Here is a 14,870-nt window from a genome sequence, read left to right as displayed (position 1 = left end):
GCGTAAGGGCCTAGGAGACCTAGACGCCTAGGAAGCCGGTCGTCAGCAGTTCGCGCACGCTCGGCAGCACTTCGGCCAGCAGCTCGTCGCTGTCGACCCCGAGCAGCTGGGCGACGGCCGAGCAGATGGCGCCCAACTCGAGCTCGCCGTCGCACGCACCGACCACCGCGGCCAGCGCCGTGCCGAGCGGGAACGTGCGGCCGAAGCCCGTGCCCTGCCGCAGATCCATCACCGTCGGGTCTTCGTCGCCCGGCCAGTAGTGCCGCTCCTCGGTCACGTCGCCCGCCACGACGGGGGCCGTGCGCGTCAGCTCCGCGTCGGACAGCGGCGCCTGCAGGTCGTGGGCCGCCAGGGTGGCCGCGACGTGTACGCCGAGTCCCGCGGGATTGTTGCCGAGACCGCCGTGCAGGCGTTCCAGCCTGCGCAGGGTCGGCCCTCCCGTCACGGGTCGGCGCAGAGTCACGTAGCCGAAGCCGATGCTCGAAACGCCGCGGGCGGCGAAGTCGTCGAGCCAGGCGGCGTAGAGAGCGTCGAACTCGTCGGTGCGGGGCAGTATCCCGCCGTCGCGGATCCAGGTCTCGGCGTAGAGCGCGGCGTCTTGCACCTCGCGTTCCACGACCCAGGCGTCGAGCCCGGTTCCGTCGAGCCAGGCGGTCACGCGCTCGAAGGCGTCCACACCGTCGTGGTACTCCCAGTTGCCGAGCAGCTGGGCGACGCCGCCGGGCGCCAGATGGCGGGCCGCGCGGGAGATGACGGATGCGACGAGCGCGTCGCCGACCAATCCCCCGTCTCGGTACTCGTACGACGGCACGCCCTCGCCGCGCGGGGTGATCACGAACGGCGGGTTGGAGACGATCTGGTCGAACGTCTCGCCGGCAACCGGTTCGTAGAGGCTGCCCGACCGCAATTCGATGTTGCCGACGCCGTTGAGCTCGGCGTTGAACCGGGCGAGTTCGAGCGCGCGGCCCGAGATATCGGTCGCCACCACGTGCTTCGCGTGGCGGGCGGCGTGCAGCGCCTGGATGCCGCAGCCGGTGCCGAGGTCGAGGACGCGGCCCACCTTCGTGCCCACCATGAGGCCGGCGAGCGTGGTCGACGCTCCCCCGACGCCGAGCACGTGAGTCTCGGGGATGGCACGGCGCAGGGCCGCCTCGCCGAGGTCGGAGGCGATCCACCAGCTGCCGGCGCCGAGCGCGTCGACGAACGCGTGCGGACGCAGGTCGAGCAGCGGCATGGCCAGCTCGCCGTCGAGGCGCACGAGACCGAGGGCTTCCGCACCGTCGACGCCGAGCGCCGGGAGTGCCGCCGCGAGGCCGGCCGTCGGCACGGGCAGGCCGAGCACGAAGAGGGTCGCGAGCACGCCGACACCGCCCGTGGCGGCCACCGCGCGCCGCGCAGGCTCGCGCTGTCCGCGGCGGAGCGCGGAAGCGGCATCCGGCCCCCACAGCGAGTCGACGGTGTCGGCGGTGAACTGCGCGGCGAAGAGGTCGTCGCGTAGGCGGGCGATGAGGGCGGAAGTCACTGCGACATTCAACCCCATCGGCGGCACTGCCAGCGACCGTCGCGCAATTCTCTGCCGCACCCCGGCGTCGGTCAACCCCCGACGAGGCCGGTCTCGCGGCGACCTACCGTTAAGAAGTGGCCGCGGCGTGCGCCCGCACCACGCAGGAGGTGCATGGCCATGCGGCGCGTCTACTATTCCAGCGGTTCGATGCTCACGGGCGACTCGATCGCCAACGCGGTGCTCGAATACGCCGAGGCACTCGCCAAAAACGGTCGGGCCGACATCGTCGAGATCCCGGTCGTCCTGGCCTCCGGTGCGTCCGGAACGGCGACCCTGCTGATCGGGCCGTCCAGCCAGTTGGCGAGCGTCACCGAAGAGTCGGAGTTGCGGCAGCCGTTCGACGATTCACTCGTCGACGATCTGCGGCAGCGGGCGACACGGTTGAACACGCCCCGGGCGGGCGACTACCAGCCCCAGTACGCCGACTTCCTGTCGGTGCACGAAGACTACGAGTGAAACGGGGCTGAAGAAGCTCCGGAATCGATCAGGCTTCGGGCTCTTCGACGATGCGCAGTCCGCCTGGGCTGTTCGCGCTCACGGTCAGCGCCTCGAGCCAGAGGCGGTTGACCGCCGGCGGCTGGGATTCCGGGTAGGTGAAGTAGAGGGGGATGGAACGGTGCATCCAGATGCAGCTGCGGCCCTCGCCCACGCCGGGCGCGTCCTTCCAGGAGAAGAGGAAGCCCTCGTCGCGACGCAGCTTCGCGACGATCACAGCCTGAAGGTGCGCGAGTACACGGTCGTCGAACTCGATCTCAAGGTTTGCGTTTCCATAAACCAGCGTTCCCACGAGGCCCCCGCTTTCTAACTTCTGTTGCTTCGCTCAAGCGCGCAGAACCCTGCGTCATGTGCACGATCCTACGGCGAAAAATACGTGTTCTCAGTTTACGCCCCCGAAGCGGATTGTCGACGCTCGCGCGGGTAGGCCGCCCCGGCTGGGCTTCACGCTCGGTTTCGATGTGTACCCTGTCCACATGAGAGTTCGTCGTCGCCCCGCGCCCGGGAGCACCCCGTGACCGAACCCGCCACGGCACCGCCGCGCGAGACGTATCGGCACGGCGACCTCCGCCAGGCGCTCATCACGGCGGGACTCGACCTCGCCCGCGAAGGCGGTCCGGACGCCGTCGTGCTGCGCGAGGCGACCCGCCGGGTGGGGGTCTCCCCCAATGCGGCCTACCGGCACTTCGCCGACCGGCACGCCCTGTTGACCGCGGTCTCCGCCAGCGCCCAGGGAATGGTCGCCGATTCGATGCTGGCCGGCATTGCGCCGCAGGGGCCGGATGACGCGGCCACCGCCGCGCGCGGCCGGCTGCGAGCCGTCGGCGAAGGATACCTGCGCTTCGCCCGCGAGCAGCCCGGGCTGTTTCGTGCGGCGTTCACCGTTCCCGACGACCTGTCGAACTCCGGCTCGCCGGCGAAGGCTGGCGCCGCCGGCTTCACGCCCTTCCAGATCCTGAGCGGGACGCTGGACGAACTCGAGAGCGCCGGGGTGCTGCCGGCTGACCGTCGGGCGGGCGCAGAGCTGCACGCCTGGTCCGCCGTGCACGGTCTCGGCATGCTCATCATCGACGGCCCGCTGCGCGGCCTCACCGCCGAGATGATCGACGGCGCCACGACCCGACTGCTCGACATGGTCGACCGCGGCATCTGAGGCCCGGCGCGGTCAGGCAGCGTTGTACGCTGAATTGACCGCCAACGCCCCGAGGAGATCGTGAAGCCGCTCAGCGAATCCGACATCCGCGCCAGCTTCGTCAACGCGACGCGGGGCGAGATCGACCGCATGCCGTTGCCGGGCCTGCACGAGGTGCTCTGGGACAGTCGGGAGTACCTGGGTTGGCGCGACCCGCAGGCGCGTCAGCGCGGCTACCTCGTGCACTGGTCGGGCGACACCCCGGTCGGCATCGTGCTGCGCGCATCCGAGGTCGCCCTCAGCCACGGAATCTCCGCGATGTGCGCCCTCTGCCGCACCGCGCAGCCCTCGCACCAGGTCACCATGTTCTCCGCCCCACGCGCGGGCGAGGCGGGCCGCAACGGCAACACGGTCGGTACCTACATCTGCGACGACCTCGCCTGCTCGCTGATCATCCGCATCGCGCCGGCCGCGCAGCCGATGCACCCCGATCCCGCCGACGTGATCGCCACCCGCGCCGAGGGCCTGCTCGGGCGCGTGAACGCCTTCACCGCCGACATCATGCGCACGGCCTGAATGGCCACCCGCCTGCTGCTGCTCGCCGACACCCACGTGCCGAAACGCGCGCGTGCGCTCTCGCCCGCCGTGTGGTCCGCTGTCGAGGAAGCTGACCTGGTGATCCATGCCGGCGACTGGGTCGACGTCGCACTGCTCGACGAGCTGCAGGACCGCGCGGCCCGCCTGCTCGGCGTGTGGGGCAACAACGACGGCGCCCCACTGAGGGCCCGCCTGCCCGAGGTCGCCCGCGAGACCGTGGACGGCATCCGCATCGCCGTCGTGCACGAGACCGGCGGCGCGGTCGGGCGTGAGGCGCGCTGCGACGCCGCGTACCCCGATACCGACCTGTTGGTCTTCGGGCACAGCCACATCCCTTGGGACACGGTCACCCCCGGCGGCCTGCGTCTGCTCAACCCCGGTTCACCCACCGACCGCCGCCGCCAGCCGGTCTGCACGATGATGACCGCGGTCGCCGATGCGGGCGTGCTGCTCGACGTGAAGACGGTCGCCGTCGAGCGCTAGGCGGCCTGCTCTCTAGATAGCAGGGGCGCTAGGGGTTGTCGCGCGTCGGCGGCCGGTGGCAGCGTGGAGTCATGACTGACGACACCGATCTCGAGACCATCCGCACGATCATCGACGCGGCCAAGGTGGCCATACTCACCACGACGAGCGAGGAGGGCGAGCTGCACAGCCGCCCGCTCGCGGTGCTCTCCGACACCTTCGAGGGCTCGCTCTGGTTCTTCACGGCAGACCCCAGCCCCAAGTCACGAGACATCGCAGCGAATCCCGAGGTGAACGTGGCCTACGCCGACAACAAGGCCTACCTGTCGATCGCCGGCACCGCGTCTATCGACCGTGACCGCACCCGCATCGACCAGCTCTGGAACCCGATGGTCGAGGCGTGGTTCGAGAACGGCAAAGACGACCCCTCGGTCGCCCTGCTGCGTGTCGACGCCCGCAGCGCCGAGTACTGGTCGATAGACAAGCCGGGGGTCGTGCGGGCCTTCGAGATCGCCAAGGCACTCGTAACGAAGACCCCGCCCGACCTGGGCGAGAACCGCACCGTCGCGCTCTAGAAAGCCGTCGCACTCTACCGGAGGAGAAGATCATGCCGCTCACGTTCCGACCCGGGCAGCCCCGCTGGATGGACCTGATCAGCCGCCACCCAGACACGGCCGTCGAGTTCTACACCTCGCTGTTCGGCTGGCAGACGGCGGCGGCACCGCCCGAGTTCGGCGGCTACGTCACGTTCTCCGCTGACGGTAAGAACGTCGGCGGTCTCATGCTGAACCCCGCCGACTCGGGTGTCGACGACACCTGGACGGTCTACCTCGAGATCGCCGACGCTCGCGCCACGGCCGAGGCGACCAAGGTCCAGGGCGGCCGGGTGCTCGAACTCGAGCAACTCGACGACATGGGCACCTGGCTGGTGATCACCGACCCCGACGGCGCGCGGGTCGGCGGCTGGCAGAACGAATCGCACACCGGGCTCGAAGTGACCCAAGGACCGGGCGCCCCGGTCTGGGCCGAGCTGCACGCCCGTGACTACGCGAAGGCCGTGCAGTTCTACACGACCGTGTTCGGCTGGGAGAACGAGGTGCTGAGCGACACCGACGAGATGCGCTACACGACGCTCGGTTCGGGCGCGGACGCGGTCGCCGGCATCTGGGATGCCGACGACCTGCCCGAGATCGAACCGCCCTTCTGGGACGTGTACTTCGGCGTCGAGAACGCGAACGAGGCGGCCGTGCGGGTCACCGAGTTGGGCGGCACGATGCTCGAGCGGGTCGAAGACAGCCCCTACGGCCGACAGGCCCACGCGGTCGACCCGACCGGCGCGAAATTCGCGATCCTGCAGGTGGACTAGCGGAAACCTTCCGGTCAGTCCCGTTGCGTCAGCTGCCGCTCGAGTTCGGCTATCGCCGCCAACTCGCGACTCGTCTGCACGACGCCTATGACCGCAATCACAGGGAAACCAATGACTTCGATCCAAGCGAGCCAATCCGGAACAAACGAGTTGGCCAGGCTGATCACGCCGAGGAGGGTCAGGAACAGAAAAATCAGTGGGTTGAGCCACCGGTATCGCGTCGCCTGTCGCTTGCGATAACGCAGTGCCGACAACCAGGATTCGTCGATCGCCGGGGGCAGAGCGCGTGCGCTGATGGCAGCCTGAACAGCTCTCGCCGTACTCGCCCCACCCATTCCGCGATTCTGCCGGGCAACAATGAACGCGAAAGCCGTGCCGAAGAGCAACCCGCCGACTGCACCCAGAATCACGACGAATCCGATGTTCCGCTCTGGGCTGGTCAACGCAGTAAACAGGCTCATCAGCACTCCGAAGAGCCCGCCGCTCACGAGTCCGACAACAAGTAGCGGGCGACGCCCGCTTACCTCGCGCACGTTCATGAAGCTCCCCCTAGGCTGAGGCCGTCTGGCCCGACGGCCTCAGCCTAGGGGGATGCGCCGGAATACCCCGGTGCTGACACACAGACGCCGATCCTGTCCGTGCGGGGTCGCTACGAGGCCGACAGCACCGAGAGCACGTTGCCCGCCGGGTCGCGGAACCAGGCGATGTCGGGGCCGTCGCCCTTCATCACCCCGCGGTCGTCGGCCGGGATCGATGGGCCGTAGATGTTGGTCTCGACACCGCGTGCGTTGAGGTCGTCGACGGCGGCGTCCACGTCGTCCACTTGGAAATTGAGGATGGTGAAGGTGGCGGGCTCGTGGTCGGGCTTCACGTAGGCGAGCACGGTGGCGCCGCTGTCGAGGTGCAGGTTGAGGAAGCCCATGTCGTTCTCGGTGATCCTCAGGCCGAGGGTCTCGCCGTAGAACTTCTTGGCGGCGTCGAGGTCGTCGATCGAAAAGCCGCTGAAGGCTCCGCTGGGTGTGAACATCGGTGTTCCCTTTCACTAGGTGGGGCAATGTGGTCAGTGTCCACATTGCCCCGTTGCGAGGATTTAATCCACCCCCGGGGCGAGGCGGCGGCGCAGTACCTGCCGCTCGACGAGGGTCCACGTGGTGGTCACCGTGAGGTAGAGCGTGGCGGCGAGAGGCACGAGCGCCGCGAACAACACGGTGATGAACGGCAGCCAGCTGAGGGCGGCGTTCATCCGGGCCATGGCGGGAGCCGCGTCATCCGCGGGCTTATTGAAGGCGAGGGCCACTCGTCGTGACGCGAACGCCACCGCCGCGATAACGAGCAGCAGCGCGGCATAGACGAGCAGGTCGAGACCGAACGCGCCCGTCGTGAGCAGGTGCGCGAGCGACGTGCCGAGCGGAACCCCGAGCAGCTGCTCGGTGAGCAACGCGTTCCCGTGCCCGTTTACCGTTGGCAGGATGAACAGCCCGTAGACGATCGAGAGCACGGGCGCCTGGGCGAGGGTCGGCAGGATGCCGGCGAGGGGGCTCGCCTTCTCGCTCGTGTAGAGCTCCATCGTCTTCTTCTGCAGCATTTCGGGGTTCTTCTTGTACTTCTTCTGCAGGGCCTGCAGCCGCGGCGCGAGCCGCCGGCGGGTGAACTCGGCGCGCACCTGCGAGCGGCCGACGGGGATGAGAAGCAGGCGCAGAACGAGGGTGATGAGCACGATCGCGAGCGCGGCGCTCGCCGACCCTGCGAGCGGTGCGAGCAGGTCTTGCAGGCCGGTGACGACCGAATAGGCGGCGTCGAGCACGACTGCGATGGGGGCGAAACTATAGATGTCCACGGAAAGGGAGTCCTCGCGTTGAGAGTGAATGGGGGCCGTGTGGCCGCGCATCCGCTCTCTGGAAGGGGACTACGCGACCGCGGGGGTCCGCGAGGGTGCTCTGGTGCGTGGCTTGCCCGGGGTGTGCGGATGCTGCGGCTCGGGCATTCCGACGAGCGACTGCCTGTGCGCCCTGGCCCGTTCTCCCACGCCGAGGTCGTGCGCACGGATCACGATGGCCGCGTAGCGCGCGGCAAGCACACTGGATACGGCGAGAGCGGCGATACCGGCAAAAACGAGCGTCGTCGGCTCGCCCTGCGCAACGGCCATCGCCAGGAACGACACGGTCATTACCATGACGAGTCGTTCGAGGATTGCGTGCACGCGCCCAGCATAATCGCCGGGCCGCGGTGCACACTGGGAAGATGACTATTTCCGAAGAACAGGCATCCCGCGTCGCGATCGTCGGCGGAACCGGCAAGGTCGCGAAGCACCTCATCACCCTTCTGCACGCCCGAGGCGACGAGGTGGTTGCGATTTTCCGCAACGCCGACCGCTCCGACGAGATCGCCCAGCTCGGCGCCATCCCCGTCGTGCTCGACATCGAGTCGGCCGGCGTCGACGAGCTCGCGTCGACCTTCGAAGGCTGCGACGCCGTGGTCTTCTCCGCGGGGGCGGGAGGCGGCAGCCCGGCCCGCACCCGCGCGGTCGACTTCGAGGGTGCGGTCACCGCCATCGACGCCGCGACCCGCGCCCGCGTGCAGCGTTTCGTGATGGTGTCGGCCATCGGCGTCCGCGGCCCGCTGCCCGGCGAGCCCGACGACTCGATGCGTCCGTACTACGAGGCGAAGCGCGACGCCGACCTCGCGGTCGAGGGCTCGGGTCTCGAGTACACGATCGTGCGCCCCGGCGGGCTGACGGATGACGCGGCCACCGGCCTCGTCACCATCGGCGACACCGTCGAACGCGGCAACATCGCCCGCGCCGATGTCGCGGCGGTCATCGTCGCGGCGCTCGACAACCCCGGCACCATCGGCCACGCGTGGGAGGTCGTCGCCGGCGACCGGCCGATAGCCGACGCCATCATCGACGCGCTCTAGCCCTAGATCGGTGTCGGTGGCCCGCAGTATTTTAGGTGCCACCGACACCGCAGAGGAGCGCACCATGGATTGGAAGATCGAACTACTCTCCGTACCCGTTTCAGACATCGACAGGTCGAAAGACTTCTACGTGAAGCTCGGCTTCACCGCAGACCACGACACCCGGGTCGACGAGACCATGCGGTTCGTGCAGCTCACTCCCCCGGGATCGGCCTGTTCCATCGTGCTCGACAAGAACCTGGGCGGCTCGATGGAACCCGGTTCGCTCGAGGGCATCCAGTGCGTCGTCGCCGACGCGGACGCCGCACTGCAGCAACTGGCCGACGCTGGCGTCGAGGCGCGCGGCGTCGAAGAATACCCGTGGGGTCGGTTCGTGTTCTTCGCCGACCCCGACGGCAACGGCTGGGCGCTGCAGGAACTGCCCGACTACTCGGCGGTGCAGCCGAGCTAGCGACGTTCGGTGGGCAATCTCGGGCGCCGTCGATCCTCGATCTACCGCGTAACCTCGAGTAAGCCTCCCCACCCAGCAAAGAGCGGTGCCATGACCTCGCAGCCATTCTCGTTCCATGTCGACGACTCCGTGATCGACGACCTGCGCCATCGGGTCGCACACACCCGCTGGGCGCAGCCGCTGGGCGCGCCCGGCTGGCAGGCCGGCACCGACGCCGACCAATTGCGTCGACTCGCCGAGCACTGGGGCGACGGGTTCGACTGGCGCGAGCACGAGGCAGCGATCAACGAGTTGCCGTCGTTCACGACGGACATCGACGGCGCGGCCCTGCACTACCTGCGGTTCGATGCTGCCAGCGACGGCGCGCTGCCCATCGTGCTGACCCACGGCTGGCCGAGCACGTTTATGGAACTGGTGCCGCTCGCCCGACGATTGTCGAACCCCGGCGAATTCGGCGGCGACCCGGCGACGGCCTTCACCGTCATCGTGCCGTCGCTGCCGGGCTTCGGCTTCTCGCAGGCCCGTCCCACTTTCCCCAGCGACCTCCCCACCCATGAGATCTGGCACCGGCTTATGCGACACGAACTCGGGTTCGAGCGATACGCCGCGCACGGCGGCGATCTCGGAGCCGGTGTCACCTCACGATTGGGCCAGGCACACCCCGAGTCCGTGGTCGGCATCCATCTCCTCGCCGTGTCGCCGCCCGCACACTTCGACGACGCGTCGCTCGACGAGCAGGAGCGTACCTACCTTGCGGCTGTCCGGACCTGGGTCGCCGACGAGGGTGCGTACCAGCACCAGCAGCAGACCCGCCCGATGAGTCTTGCTCCCGCGCTGTCGGATTCGCCCGTCGGGCTGCTGGCATGGATCGTGGAAAAATACCGCGCCTGGAGCGACAGCCACGGCGATCTGGGTTCGCGCTTCACCGACGATTTCTTGCTCGCCCAAGCGTCGCTCTACTGGTTCACCAACACGATCTCGTCGTCGTTCCGCCCCTACTACGAGCACGCGCAGGGGCTCTCCGTTCCCATCACCGGCGTCTCGATACCCACCGCAATTGCAGTCTTCCCCGCCGACATCAGCCGGCCCCCGCGTCAGTGGGCCGAACGGTCGTACAACGTGCGGCGCTTCACCGAGATGCCCCGGGGCGGACACTTCGCCGCCCACGAGGAGCCTCAACTTCTCGCCGACGACATCCGCGAGTTCTTCACCACTCTCGCGCGCTGAAACCCGACACAGACGGAGCGCTACTCGTCGTCGAACGGCCAGACCGGGCGGATCTCGATTTGCCCGGCCCTGGCCATGGGGTGCGCGGCCGCGATCTGAATGGCGTCGTCGAGGCTGTCGCACTCGATCACGTCGAACCCCGCGATCCAGTCGTGACCTTCGTGCAGCACGCCCGTGGCTGTGACGACTTCGCCGCCGCGCACCTTCACGACCGTCGCCTCGGCACCCGGCCTCGTGCGGTTGCCGTAGAGGTGGGCCCCGCGGGATTCGAGGTCGTCGACCCACCGTCCGGCATCCAGATCGCCGCCCGCCTCGCCATCGGGCGCGTCCGCGATGAGCAGTAAGAACTCCATTGTTACTCCTTTGGTTGCCTCATGTTTACAGCGTCAACTTGCGCGGGACAAGGGCTATTGCCCGGGCGCTAGTCATCGGCGTCGTGATCGCCCGCGGCAACATGGTCGGGAAAGTCGGTCTCGCCGATGCCGACCGCGCCGTAGAACGCCGTCACGAACGTGCGCGCCTCGACCGCGAGCCGCGCCTCGGACGCCTCGGCGCCGAAGTTCGCCGTGAAACCGTAGGTGCCCTGCGACGGGCCGTTGCGCCAGGCGAAGTCGTAGCTGATCGCACCGCCGGGCTGACGTCGCCCGCTCACGCGGAACAGCTCGCCGTCGATGGAGAGGTCGAGATCGCGCATGTGTCGACCTTAGCGACGCGGTTCACAGGCGGGCGGGCCACACTGGGGAGCATGCGCAGAAACATCAGCCCCGTCGTGCCAGGTCCCGGTCAGGAGTCCGTGTGGGACTACCCGAGGCCGCCGCGGGTCGAGCCGACGGGAGAGCGCGTGGTGGTCAACCTCGGTGGGGTGACGATCGCCGACACCACCGATGCGCTGCGGGTGCTGGAGACGAGTCATCCGCCCGTCTACTACCTGCCCCGCAGCGCGTTCGTGCCGGGCGCCCTCGAACCCGCCCCGGGCAGCAGCTTCTGCGAGTTCAAGGGCGTGGCCGGCTACCTCACCGTGCGCGGGGGCGATGTGGTCGCCGAGAGCGCCGGGTGGTTCTATCCCGAACCCAGCCCCGGCTTCGAGGTGCTCGCCGACCGGGTCGCGCTCTATCCGGGCGCGATGGAGAGCTGCGAGGTCGACGGCGAACGCGTGCTGCCGCAGGCGGGCGGGTTCTACGGCGGCTGGATCACCGGCCGCGTCGTCGGCCCGTTCAAGGGCGAGCCCGGCACGCTGGGCTGGTAGTCGCTTTGTAGGCTGGACCAATGACCAGCATCGCCCGCCGCCTCCGCATCGGCGTCGTCGCCATCCTCGTCCTGGTGGTGCTCGTCGCGGTCGGCGTGCTCGTCTGGGCCAACATCGTGATGCAGGGCGACCGCGACCGGGCGCTCGAGGTCTGGACAAACGACGCCGTCGAGGTGACGAGCACCGACCACTCGGTCGTGATCGGGCCGACGGGGGTCGCATCCGGCACCGGGCTCGTCTTCATCCCGGGCGCGAAGGTCGACACGTACGGCTACATGTACAAGCTGTCCGAGATCGTGGAGCGCACTGGCGCGACGATCGTGATCACCAAGCCGATCCTGAACCTGGCCTTCTTCGACCAGCGCCCCCTCGACACCTTCACCGCCGACGCACGCGGCGTCGACCGCTGGTTCGTCGGCGGGCACTCGCTCGGCGGGGTGCGGGCCTGCATGCTCGCCGACGACCCCGACGTGAGCGGCCTCATCCTGTTCGGCAGCTATTGCGCGAACGACCTGACCGAATCGGGCCTCGAGGTCTTGAGCATCGCGGGAAGCCGTGACGGACTGAGCACGCCCGACAAGATCGCGGATGCGCGGGGCCTGTTGCCGGCGGACGCCCGCCTGGTCGAGATCGAGGGCCTCAATCACGCGGGGTTCGGCGACTACGGGGCGCAGCCGGGCGACAACACCGCGACCATCACCACCGAGACGGCGCGCGACGAAATCACCGACGCGCTCGCGACGGTTCTCTCGCGATAGCCCGCTCACCGTTCTGCTGCGGGCCGAATAGCGATAGCGTCTCAGGAGGCGCAACAGAACAGAGGCTGCTCAGATGATCTTCGAAGTCGGCGAAACCGTCGTTTATCCGCACCACGGCGCGGCGACCATCACCGCCGTCACCACTCGCACGGTGAAGGGCGAGGAGAAGAAATACATCACGCTCGACATGCACGGCAGCGACCTCGTGGTCGAGCTGCCGGTCGACAACGCCGAGCTGGTCGGCGTGCGCGACGTGATCGACGACGCGGGCGTCGAGGCGGTGTACGCGGTGCTGCGCGGGGAGGCCGAGGAAGAAGTAAGCAACTGGTCGCGACGCTTCAAGGCGAATACCGAGAAGATGGGCAGCGGCGACGTGTACCGGGTGAGCGAGGTCGTGCGCGATCTCTGGCGCCGCGACCAGCGCGCCGTGCTCTCCGCGGGCGAAAAGCGGATGCTCGTGAAGAGCCGTCAGATCGTCGTGTCCGAACTGAGCCTCGCGCTCGGCGCCGACGAAGACGCGGCGATCGACGCTCTCGACGACGTGCTGGCCTCGAGCCTGCCGGAGCCGGCCGCCGCCGAGTAGCCGGCGACGACCGTCGGTCGGGGTTAAAGCTCCTTCGGGATGAAGGCCCAGAGGATCAGGTAGATGATCACCTGGGGGCCGGGGATCAGAATGGATGCGACGGTGAGCGCGCGCACGAGCGTCACCGACCAGCCGAAACGGTTCGCGATGGCGGCGCAGACGCCGCCGATCATGGTGCCGGACTTGGGACGCTGGAGTGTGCTCATGCCCCTAGTCTGTCGAAATCCCGTGCGGGCCGCATCCGGGATAACCCCCGCATCAGCGCTACAGGGATGATCGTCGCCGCGTGACTTCTAAGGCATGATGAGTTGCAAGCGTCCCCGAAACTGGGTCGGGCATTTCGGGGGAAATCATGGTCACTGCCGTCGCGGCACCGTCGGTCGGTGATGTTGTCACGGCTCCGGCGATCCGCGCCCTGATCGCTGCCACCGTGGTCGTGAATGCGGTGTACCTCGGGGCGCTGCTGCTGCCCGGCGATCCCGCGAGCGCGCTGGTCAACGTCTGGCTGTCGCTTCTCGCGGTGTGGCTCCCGGTCGGAGTCTTCTGGCTCGTGGCGGTGCGCACGGCGTTTGCGAAGTGGGAGGTCACCCTCGTGGCGGCCGCCGTCACCGCCAACGCCGCAGGCGATACCTACTTCTCGCTGGCGATGGATTCATCCGGCAACCTGCCCTCACCGTCGTTCGCCGACCTCGGCTACCTGATTTTCTACCCGCTCATGCTGGCGGCACTCGTCGTTCTCGTGCGACGTCAGTCGCGCACGCCGACGGTATCGGTGGCCGTCGACAGCACCCTCGCCGTGTTGGGCGCGTCCGCCGTTCTCGCGGTGGTGCTCGCGCCGGTCTTCAATGAGGCTGCCGACACGACACCGATCGACGCGGTGATTGCCGCGCTCTACCCGCTCTTCGACCTGCTCCTGGTCGCAACCGTTGTGGGAATCTCGGCGTCGCCGCTCCTACGCCTCGGACCGCGATGGCAGTTGCTGTTGACCGGCCTGGTGCTGTTCACCGGGGCTGATATCGCCTATGCGCTGCTGAACCACGAGGGGGCGTACGTCAGCGGGACGCCGCTCGACGTCGCCTGGACCGCCGGGGTGGCGTTCATCGCACTGTGGGTCGACGGTGTCGACCGCGTCCGCCCCGTTCTGCCCTCGGCCTCGTCCCGCGGGCGGCTGCTGCCCGTGCCGGCCCTGGCCGTTCTCGCCGGGGTCGTCGTGCTCTTGGTCGCAACGCAGACACGCGTGCCGACCGTTGCGTTCGTGCTGGCCGCCGCGGCGGTCGCGCTCTCGGCCGTTCCGGTCATGTTCCGGCAGTCGATGCTCGCCCGAGTGCTCGAGGGACAGGAACAGGTGGTCGCGCGCCTGACCGCGCTCGACAAATCGAAGAGCGACATGATCGGCACGGTGAGCCACGAGATGCGCACACCCCTGACCTCCATCCTCGGCTTCCTGGAACTCGTGTTGGACGACGCGGGAGGAACGCTCCCTAAGTCGGCGCGAGACATGCTGCTCGTCGTCGACCGCAACGCCCAGCGACTGCACACGCTCGTCGGGAACATGCTCGTGCTGACGCGTCTGGAGTCGGGCGATGCGACCCTCGCCACCGCGCCCGTGGAGCTCACCCGCGTGCTCGGCCGGTCGGCCGAATCGTTGCGCCCGTTCGCTCAGTCTCGGGAGGTGCAGTTCACGATCGACTGCGGTGACGCGGCGATCGTGGAGGGCGACGAGGCGCACCTGGAGCGGGTCTTCACGAACGTCATGGAGAACGCCGTGAAATTCACGCCCGCCGGAGGGTCGGTGCACGTCGGCGTCGCTTCGGGAATCGCCCTGGCGGGCCGGCCCGCCGTTCGGGTCTCGGTCGCGGACACCGGCATGGGCATTCCGACCGGCGACATCCCCCAGCTCTTCGACCGGTTCTTCCGCGCCACGAACGCCCGCGACGAGGTCGTGCCCGGTACCGGACTCGGGCTCGCCATCGTGAACGACATCGTACGGTCGCACGGGGGCGAGATCTCCGTCACCTCGGTGGTCGGCGAGGGGTCCACGTTCGGGATCACCCTCCCCGTGCGGCGCTAGCG

General features: G+C 68.6%; 22 protein-coding genes. 13 read left to right on the top strand and 9 right to left on the bottom strand.

Annotated features, from left to right (window positions below; all coding sequences use genetic code 11):
- Nucleotides 1-19 precede the first annotated feature (19 nt).
- Entirely contained in the window at nucleotides 20-1,540 is a 1,521-nt protein-coding gene (locus ACLQ6X_RS13430; protein WP_411700659.1) for a methyltransferase, read from the bottom strand.
- Between the two features lie 135 nt (nucleotides 1,541-1,675).
- Here ACLQ6X_RS13430 and ACLQ6X_RS13425 point away from each other — a divergent pair, with 135 nt between their 5' ends.
- Nucleotides 1,676-2,020 (top strand): hypothetical protein, encoded by a 345-nt coding sequence (locus ACLQ6X_RS13425; RefSeq protein WP_411700658.1) that lies wholly within the window; start codon nucleotides 1,676-1,678, stop codon nucleotides 2,018-2,020.
- Nucleotides 2,021-2,048: 28 nt separating this feature from the next.
- On the opposite strand, the gene ACLQ6X_RS13420 is transcribed toward ACLQ6X_RS13425, so the two are convergent.
- Complete coding sequence (locus ACLQ6X_RS13420) at nucleotides 2,049-2,276, bottom strand: hypothetical protein (RefSeq protein WP_411700657.1); 228 nt, start codon at nucleotides 2,274-2,276, stop codon at nucleotides 2,049-2,051.
- Nucleotides 2,277-2,573: 297 nt separating this feature from the next.
- Between ACLQ6X_RS13420 and ACLQ6X_RS13415 the strand changes: the two genes are divergently transcribed.
- The 5 genes from ACLQ6X_RS13415 to ACLQ6X_RS13395 all read left to right on the top strand — a co-directional run bounded on the left by ACLQ6X_RS13415 (nucleotide 2,574) and on the right by ACLQ6X_RS13395 (nucleotide 5,616).
- A complete protein-coding gene (locus tag ACLQ6X_RS13415; protein WP_411700656.1) occupies nucleotides 2,574-3,212 on the top strand; it encodes a TetR/AcrR family transcriptional regulator in 639 nt (212 codons plus the stop codon).
- A gap of 60 nt (nucleotides 3,213-3,272) precedes the next feature.
- Nucleotides 3,273-3,767, top strand: a complete 495-nt coding sequence (locus ACLQ6X_RS13410) for an FBP domain-containing protein (RefSeq protein ID WP_411700655.1) — start codon at nucleotides 3,273-3,275, stop codon at nucleotides 3,765-3,767.
- Nucleotides 3,768-4,271, top strand: a complete 504-nt coding sequence (locus tag ACLQ6X_RS13405; protein ID WP_411700654.1) for a metallophosphoesterase family protein — start codon at nucleotides 3,768-3,770, stop codon at nucleotides 4,269-4,271. It begins immediately after the preceding gene.
- A gap of 71 nt (nucleotides 4,272-4,342) precedes the next feature.
- A complete protein-coding gene (locus ACLQ6X_RS13400) occupies nucleotides 4,343-4,825 on the top strand; it encodes a pyridoxamine 5'-phosphate oxidase family protein (protein ID WP_411700653.1) in 483 nt (160 codons plus the stop codon).
- A 32-nt stretch (nucleotides 4,826-4,857) separates the two neighbouring features.
- Entirely contained in the window at nucleotides 4,858-5,616 is a 759-nt protein-coding gene (locus ACLQ6X_RS13395; protein WP_411700652.1) for a VOC family protein, read from the top strand.
- A 14-nt stretch (nucleotides 5,617-5,630) separates the two neighbouring features.
- Here ACLQ6X_RS13395 and ACLQ6X_RS13390 read toward each other — a convergent pair whose 3' ends face one another.
- The 4 genes from ACLQ6X_RS13390 to ACLQ6X_RS13375 form a co-directional block, all read right to left on the bottom strand.
- Nucleotides 5,631-6,155 (bottom strand): hypothetical protein, encoded by a 525-nt coding sequence (locus ACLQ6X_RS13390; RefSeq protein ID WP_411700651.1) that lies wholly within the window; start codon nucleotides 6,153-6,155, stop codon nucleotides 5,631-5,633.
- Between the two features lie 110 nt (nucleotides 6,156-6,265).
- Entirely contained in the window at nucleotides 6,266-6,643 is a 378-nt protein-coding gene (locus ACLQ6X_RS13385) for a VOC family protein (protein ID WP_411700650.1), read from the bottom strand.
- 63 nt (nucleotides 6,644-6,706) lie between these two features.
- Nucleotides 6,707-7,453, bottom strand: coding sequence for a membrane protein insertase YidC (gene yidC, locus ACLQ6X_RS13380; protein WP_411700649.1), 747 nt, complete (start codon nucleotides 7,451-7,453; stop codon nucleotides 6,707-6,709).
- Between the two features lie 69 nt (nucleotides 7,454-7,522).
- A complete protein-coding gene (locus ACLQ6X_RS13375) occupies nucleotides 7,523-7,816 on the bottom strand; it encodes a hypothetical protein (protein WP_411700648.1) in 294 nt (97 codons plus the stop codon).
- Between the two features lie 41 nt (nucleotides 7,817-7,857).
- Between ACLQ6X_RS13375 and ACLQ6X_RS13370 the strand changes: the two genes are divergently transcribed.
- From ACLQ6X_RS13370 to ACLQ6X_RS13360, 3 genes are all read left to right on the top strand, one after another.
- Complete coding sequence (locus ACLQ6X_RS13370; RefSeq protein WP_411700647.1) at nucleotides 7,858-8,532, top strand: SDR family oxidoreductase; 675 nt, start codon at nucleotides 7,858-7,860, stop codon at nucleotides 8,530-8,532.
- Nucleotides 8,533-8,596: 64 nt separating this feature from the next.
- Nucleotides 8,597-8,983, top strand: a complete 387-nt coding sequence (locus tag ACLQ6X_RS13365) for a VOC family protein (RefSeq protein ID WP_411700646.1) — start codon at nucleotides 8,597-8,599, stop codon at nucleotides 8,981-8,983.
- Nucleotides 8,984-9,073: 90 nt separating this feature from the next.
- Nucleotides 9,074-10,210, top strand: a complete 1,137-nt coding sequence (locus ACLQ6X_RS13360) for an epoxide hydrolase family protein (RefSeq protein ID WP_411700645.1) — start codon at nucleotides 9,074-9,076, stop codon at nucleotides 10,208-10,210.
- Between the two features lie 20 nt (nucleotides 10,211-10,230).
- On the opposite strand, the gene ACLQ6X_RS13355 is transcribed toward ACLQ6X_RS13360, so the two are convergent.
- Both ACLQ6X_RS13355 and ACLQ6X_RS13350 read right to left on the bottom strand, forming a co-directional pair.
- Nucleotides 10,231-10,563 (bottom strand): YciI family protein, encoded by a 333-nt coding sequence (locus ACLQ6X_RS13355; RefSeq protein ID WP_411700644.1) that lies wholly within the window; start codon nucleotides 10,561-10,563, stop codon nucleotides 10,231-10,233.
- 68 nt (nucleotides 10,564-10,631) lie between these two features.
- Complete coding sequence (locus ACLQ6X_RS13350) at nucleotides 10,632-10,904, bottom strand: hypothetical protein (RefSeq protein ID WP_411700643.1); 273 nt, start codon at nucleotides 10,902-10,904, stop codon at nucleotides 10,632-10,634.
- A gap of 51 nt (nucleotides 10,905-10,955) precedes the next feature.
- Here ACLQ6X_RS13350 and ACLQ6X_RS13345 point away from each other — a divergent pair, with 51 nt between their 5' ends.
- From ACLQ6X_RS13345 to ACLQ6X_RS13335, 3 genes are all read left to right on the top strand, one after another.
- Complete coding sequence (locus ACLQ6X_RS13345; protein ID WP_411700642.1) at nucleotides 10,956-11,456, top strand: DUF427 domain-containing protein; 501 nt, start codon at nucleotides 10,956-10,958, stop codon at nucleotides 11,454-11,456.
- Between the two features lie 20 nt (nucleotides 11,457-11,476).
- On the top strand, nucleotides 11,477-12,214 hold the full coding sequence (locus ACLQ6X_RS13340; protein WP_411700641.1) for an alpha/beta hydrolase: 738 nt from the start codon (nucleotides 11,477-11,479) through the stop codon (nucleotides 12,212-12,214).
- A gap of 73 nt (nucleotides 12,215-12,287) precedes the next feature.
- Nucleotides 12,288-12,797, top strand: coding sequence for a CarD family transcriptional regulator (locus ACLQ6X_RS13335; protein WP_411700640.1), 510 nt, complete (start codon nucleotides 12,288-12,290; stop codon nucleotides 12,795-12,797).
- 23 nt (nucleotides 12,798-12,820) lie between these two features.
- Here ACLQ6X_RS13335 and ACLQ6X_RS13330 read toward each other — a convergent pair whose 3' ends face one another.
- Nucleotides 12,821-13,003, bottom strand: a complete 183-nt coding sequence (locus ACLQ6X_RS13330; RefSeq protein ID WP_411700639.1) for a PspC domain-containing protein — start codon at nucleotides 13,001-13,003, stop codon at nucleotides 12,821-12,823.
- A 146-nt stretch (nucleotides 13,004-13,149) separates the two neighbouring features.
- Between ACLQ6X_RS13330 and ACLQ6X_RS13325 the strand changes: the two genes are divergently transcribed.
- Complete coding sequence (locus ACLQ6X_RS13325; RefSeq protein WP_411700638.1) at nucleotides 13,150-14,868, top strand: sensor histidine kinase; 1,719 nt, start codon at nucleotides 13,150-13,152, stop codon at nucleotides 14,866-14,868.
- The last annotated feature ends 2 nt before the right edge of the window (nucleotides 14,869-14,870 follow it).

Source organism: Conyzicola sp. (assembly GCF_046714715.1).
Classification (GTDB): domain Bacteria; phylum Actinomycetota; class Actinomycetes; order Actinomycetales; family Microbacteriaceae; genus Conyzicola.
This window is presented reverse-complemented; position numbering and strand designations above follow the sequence as displayed.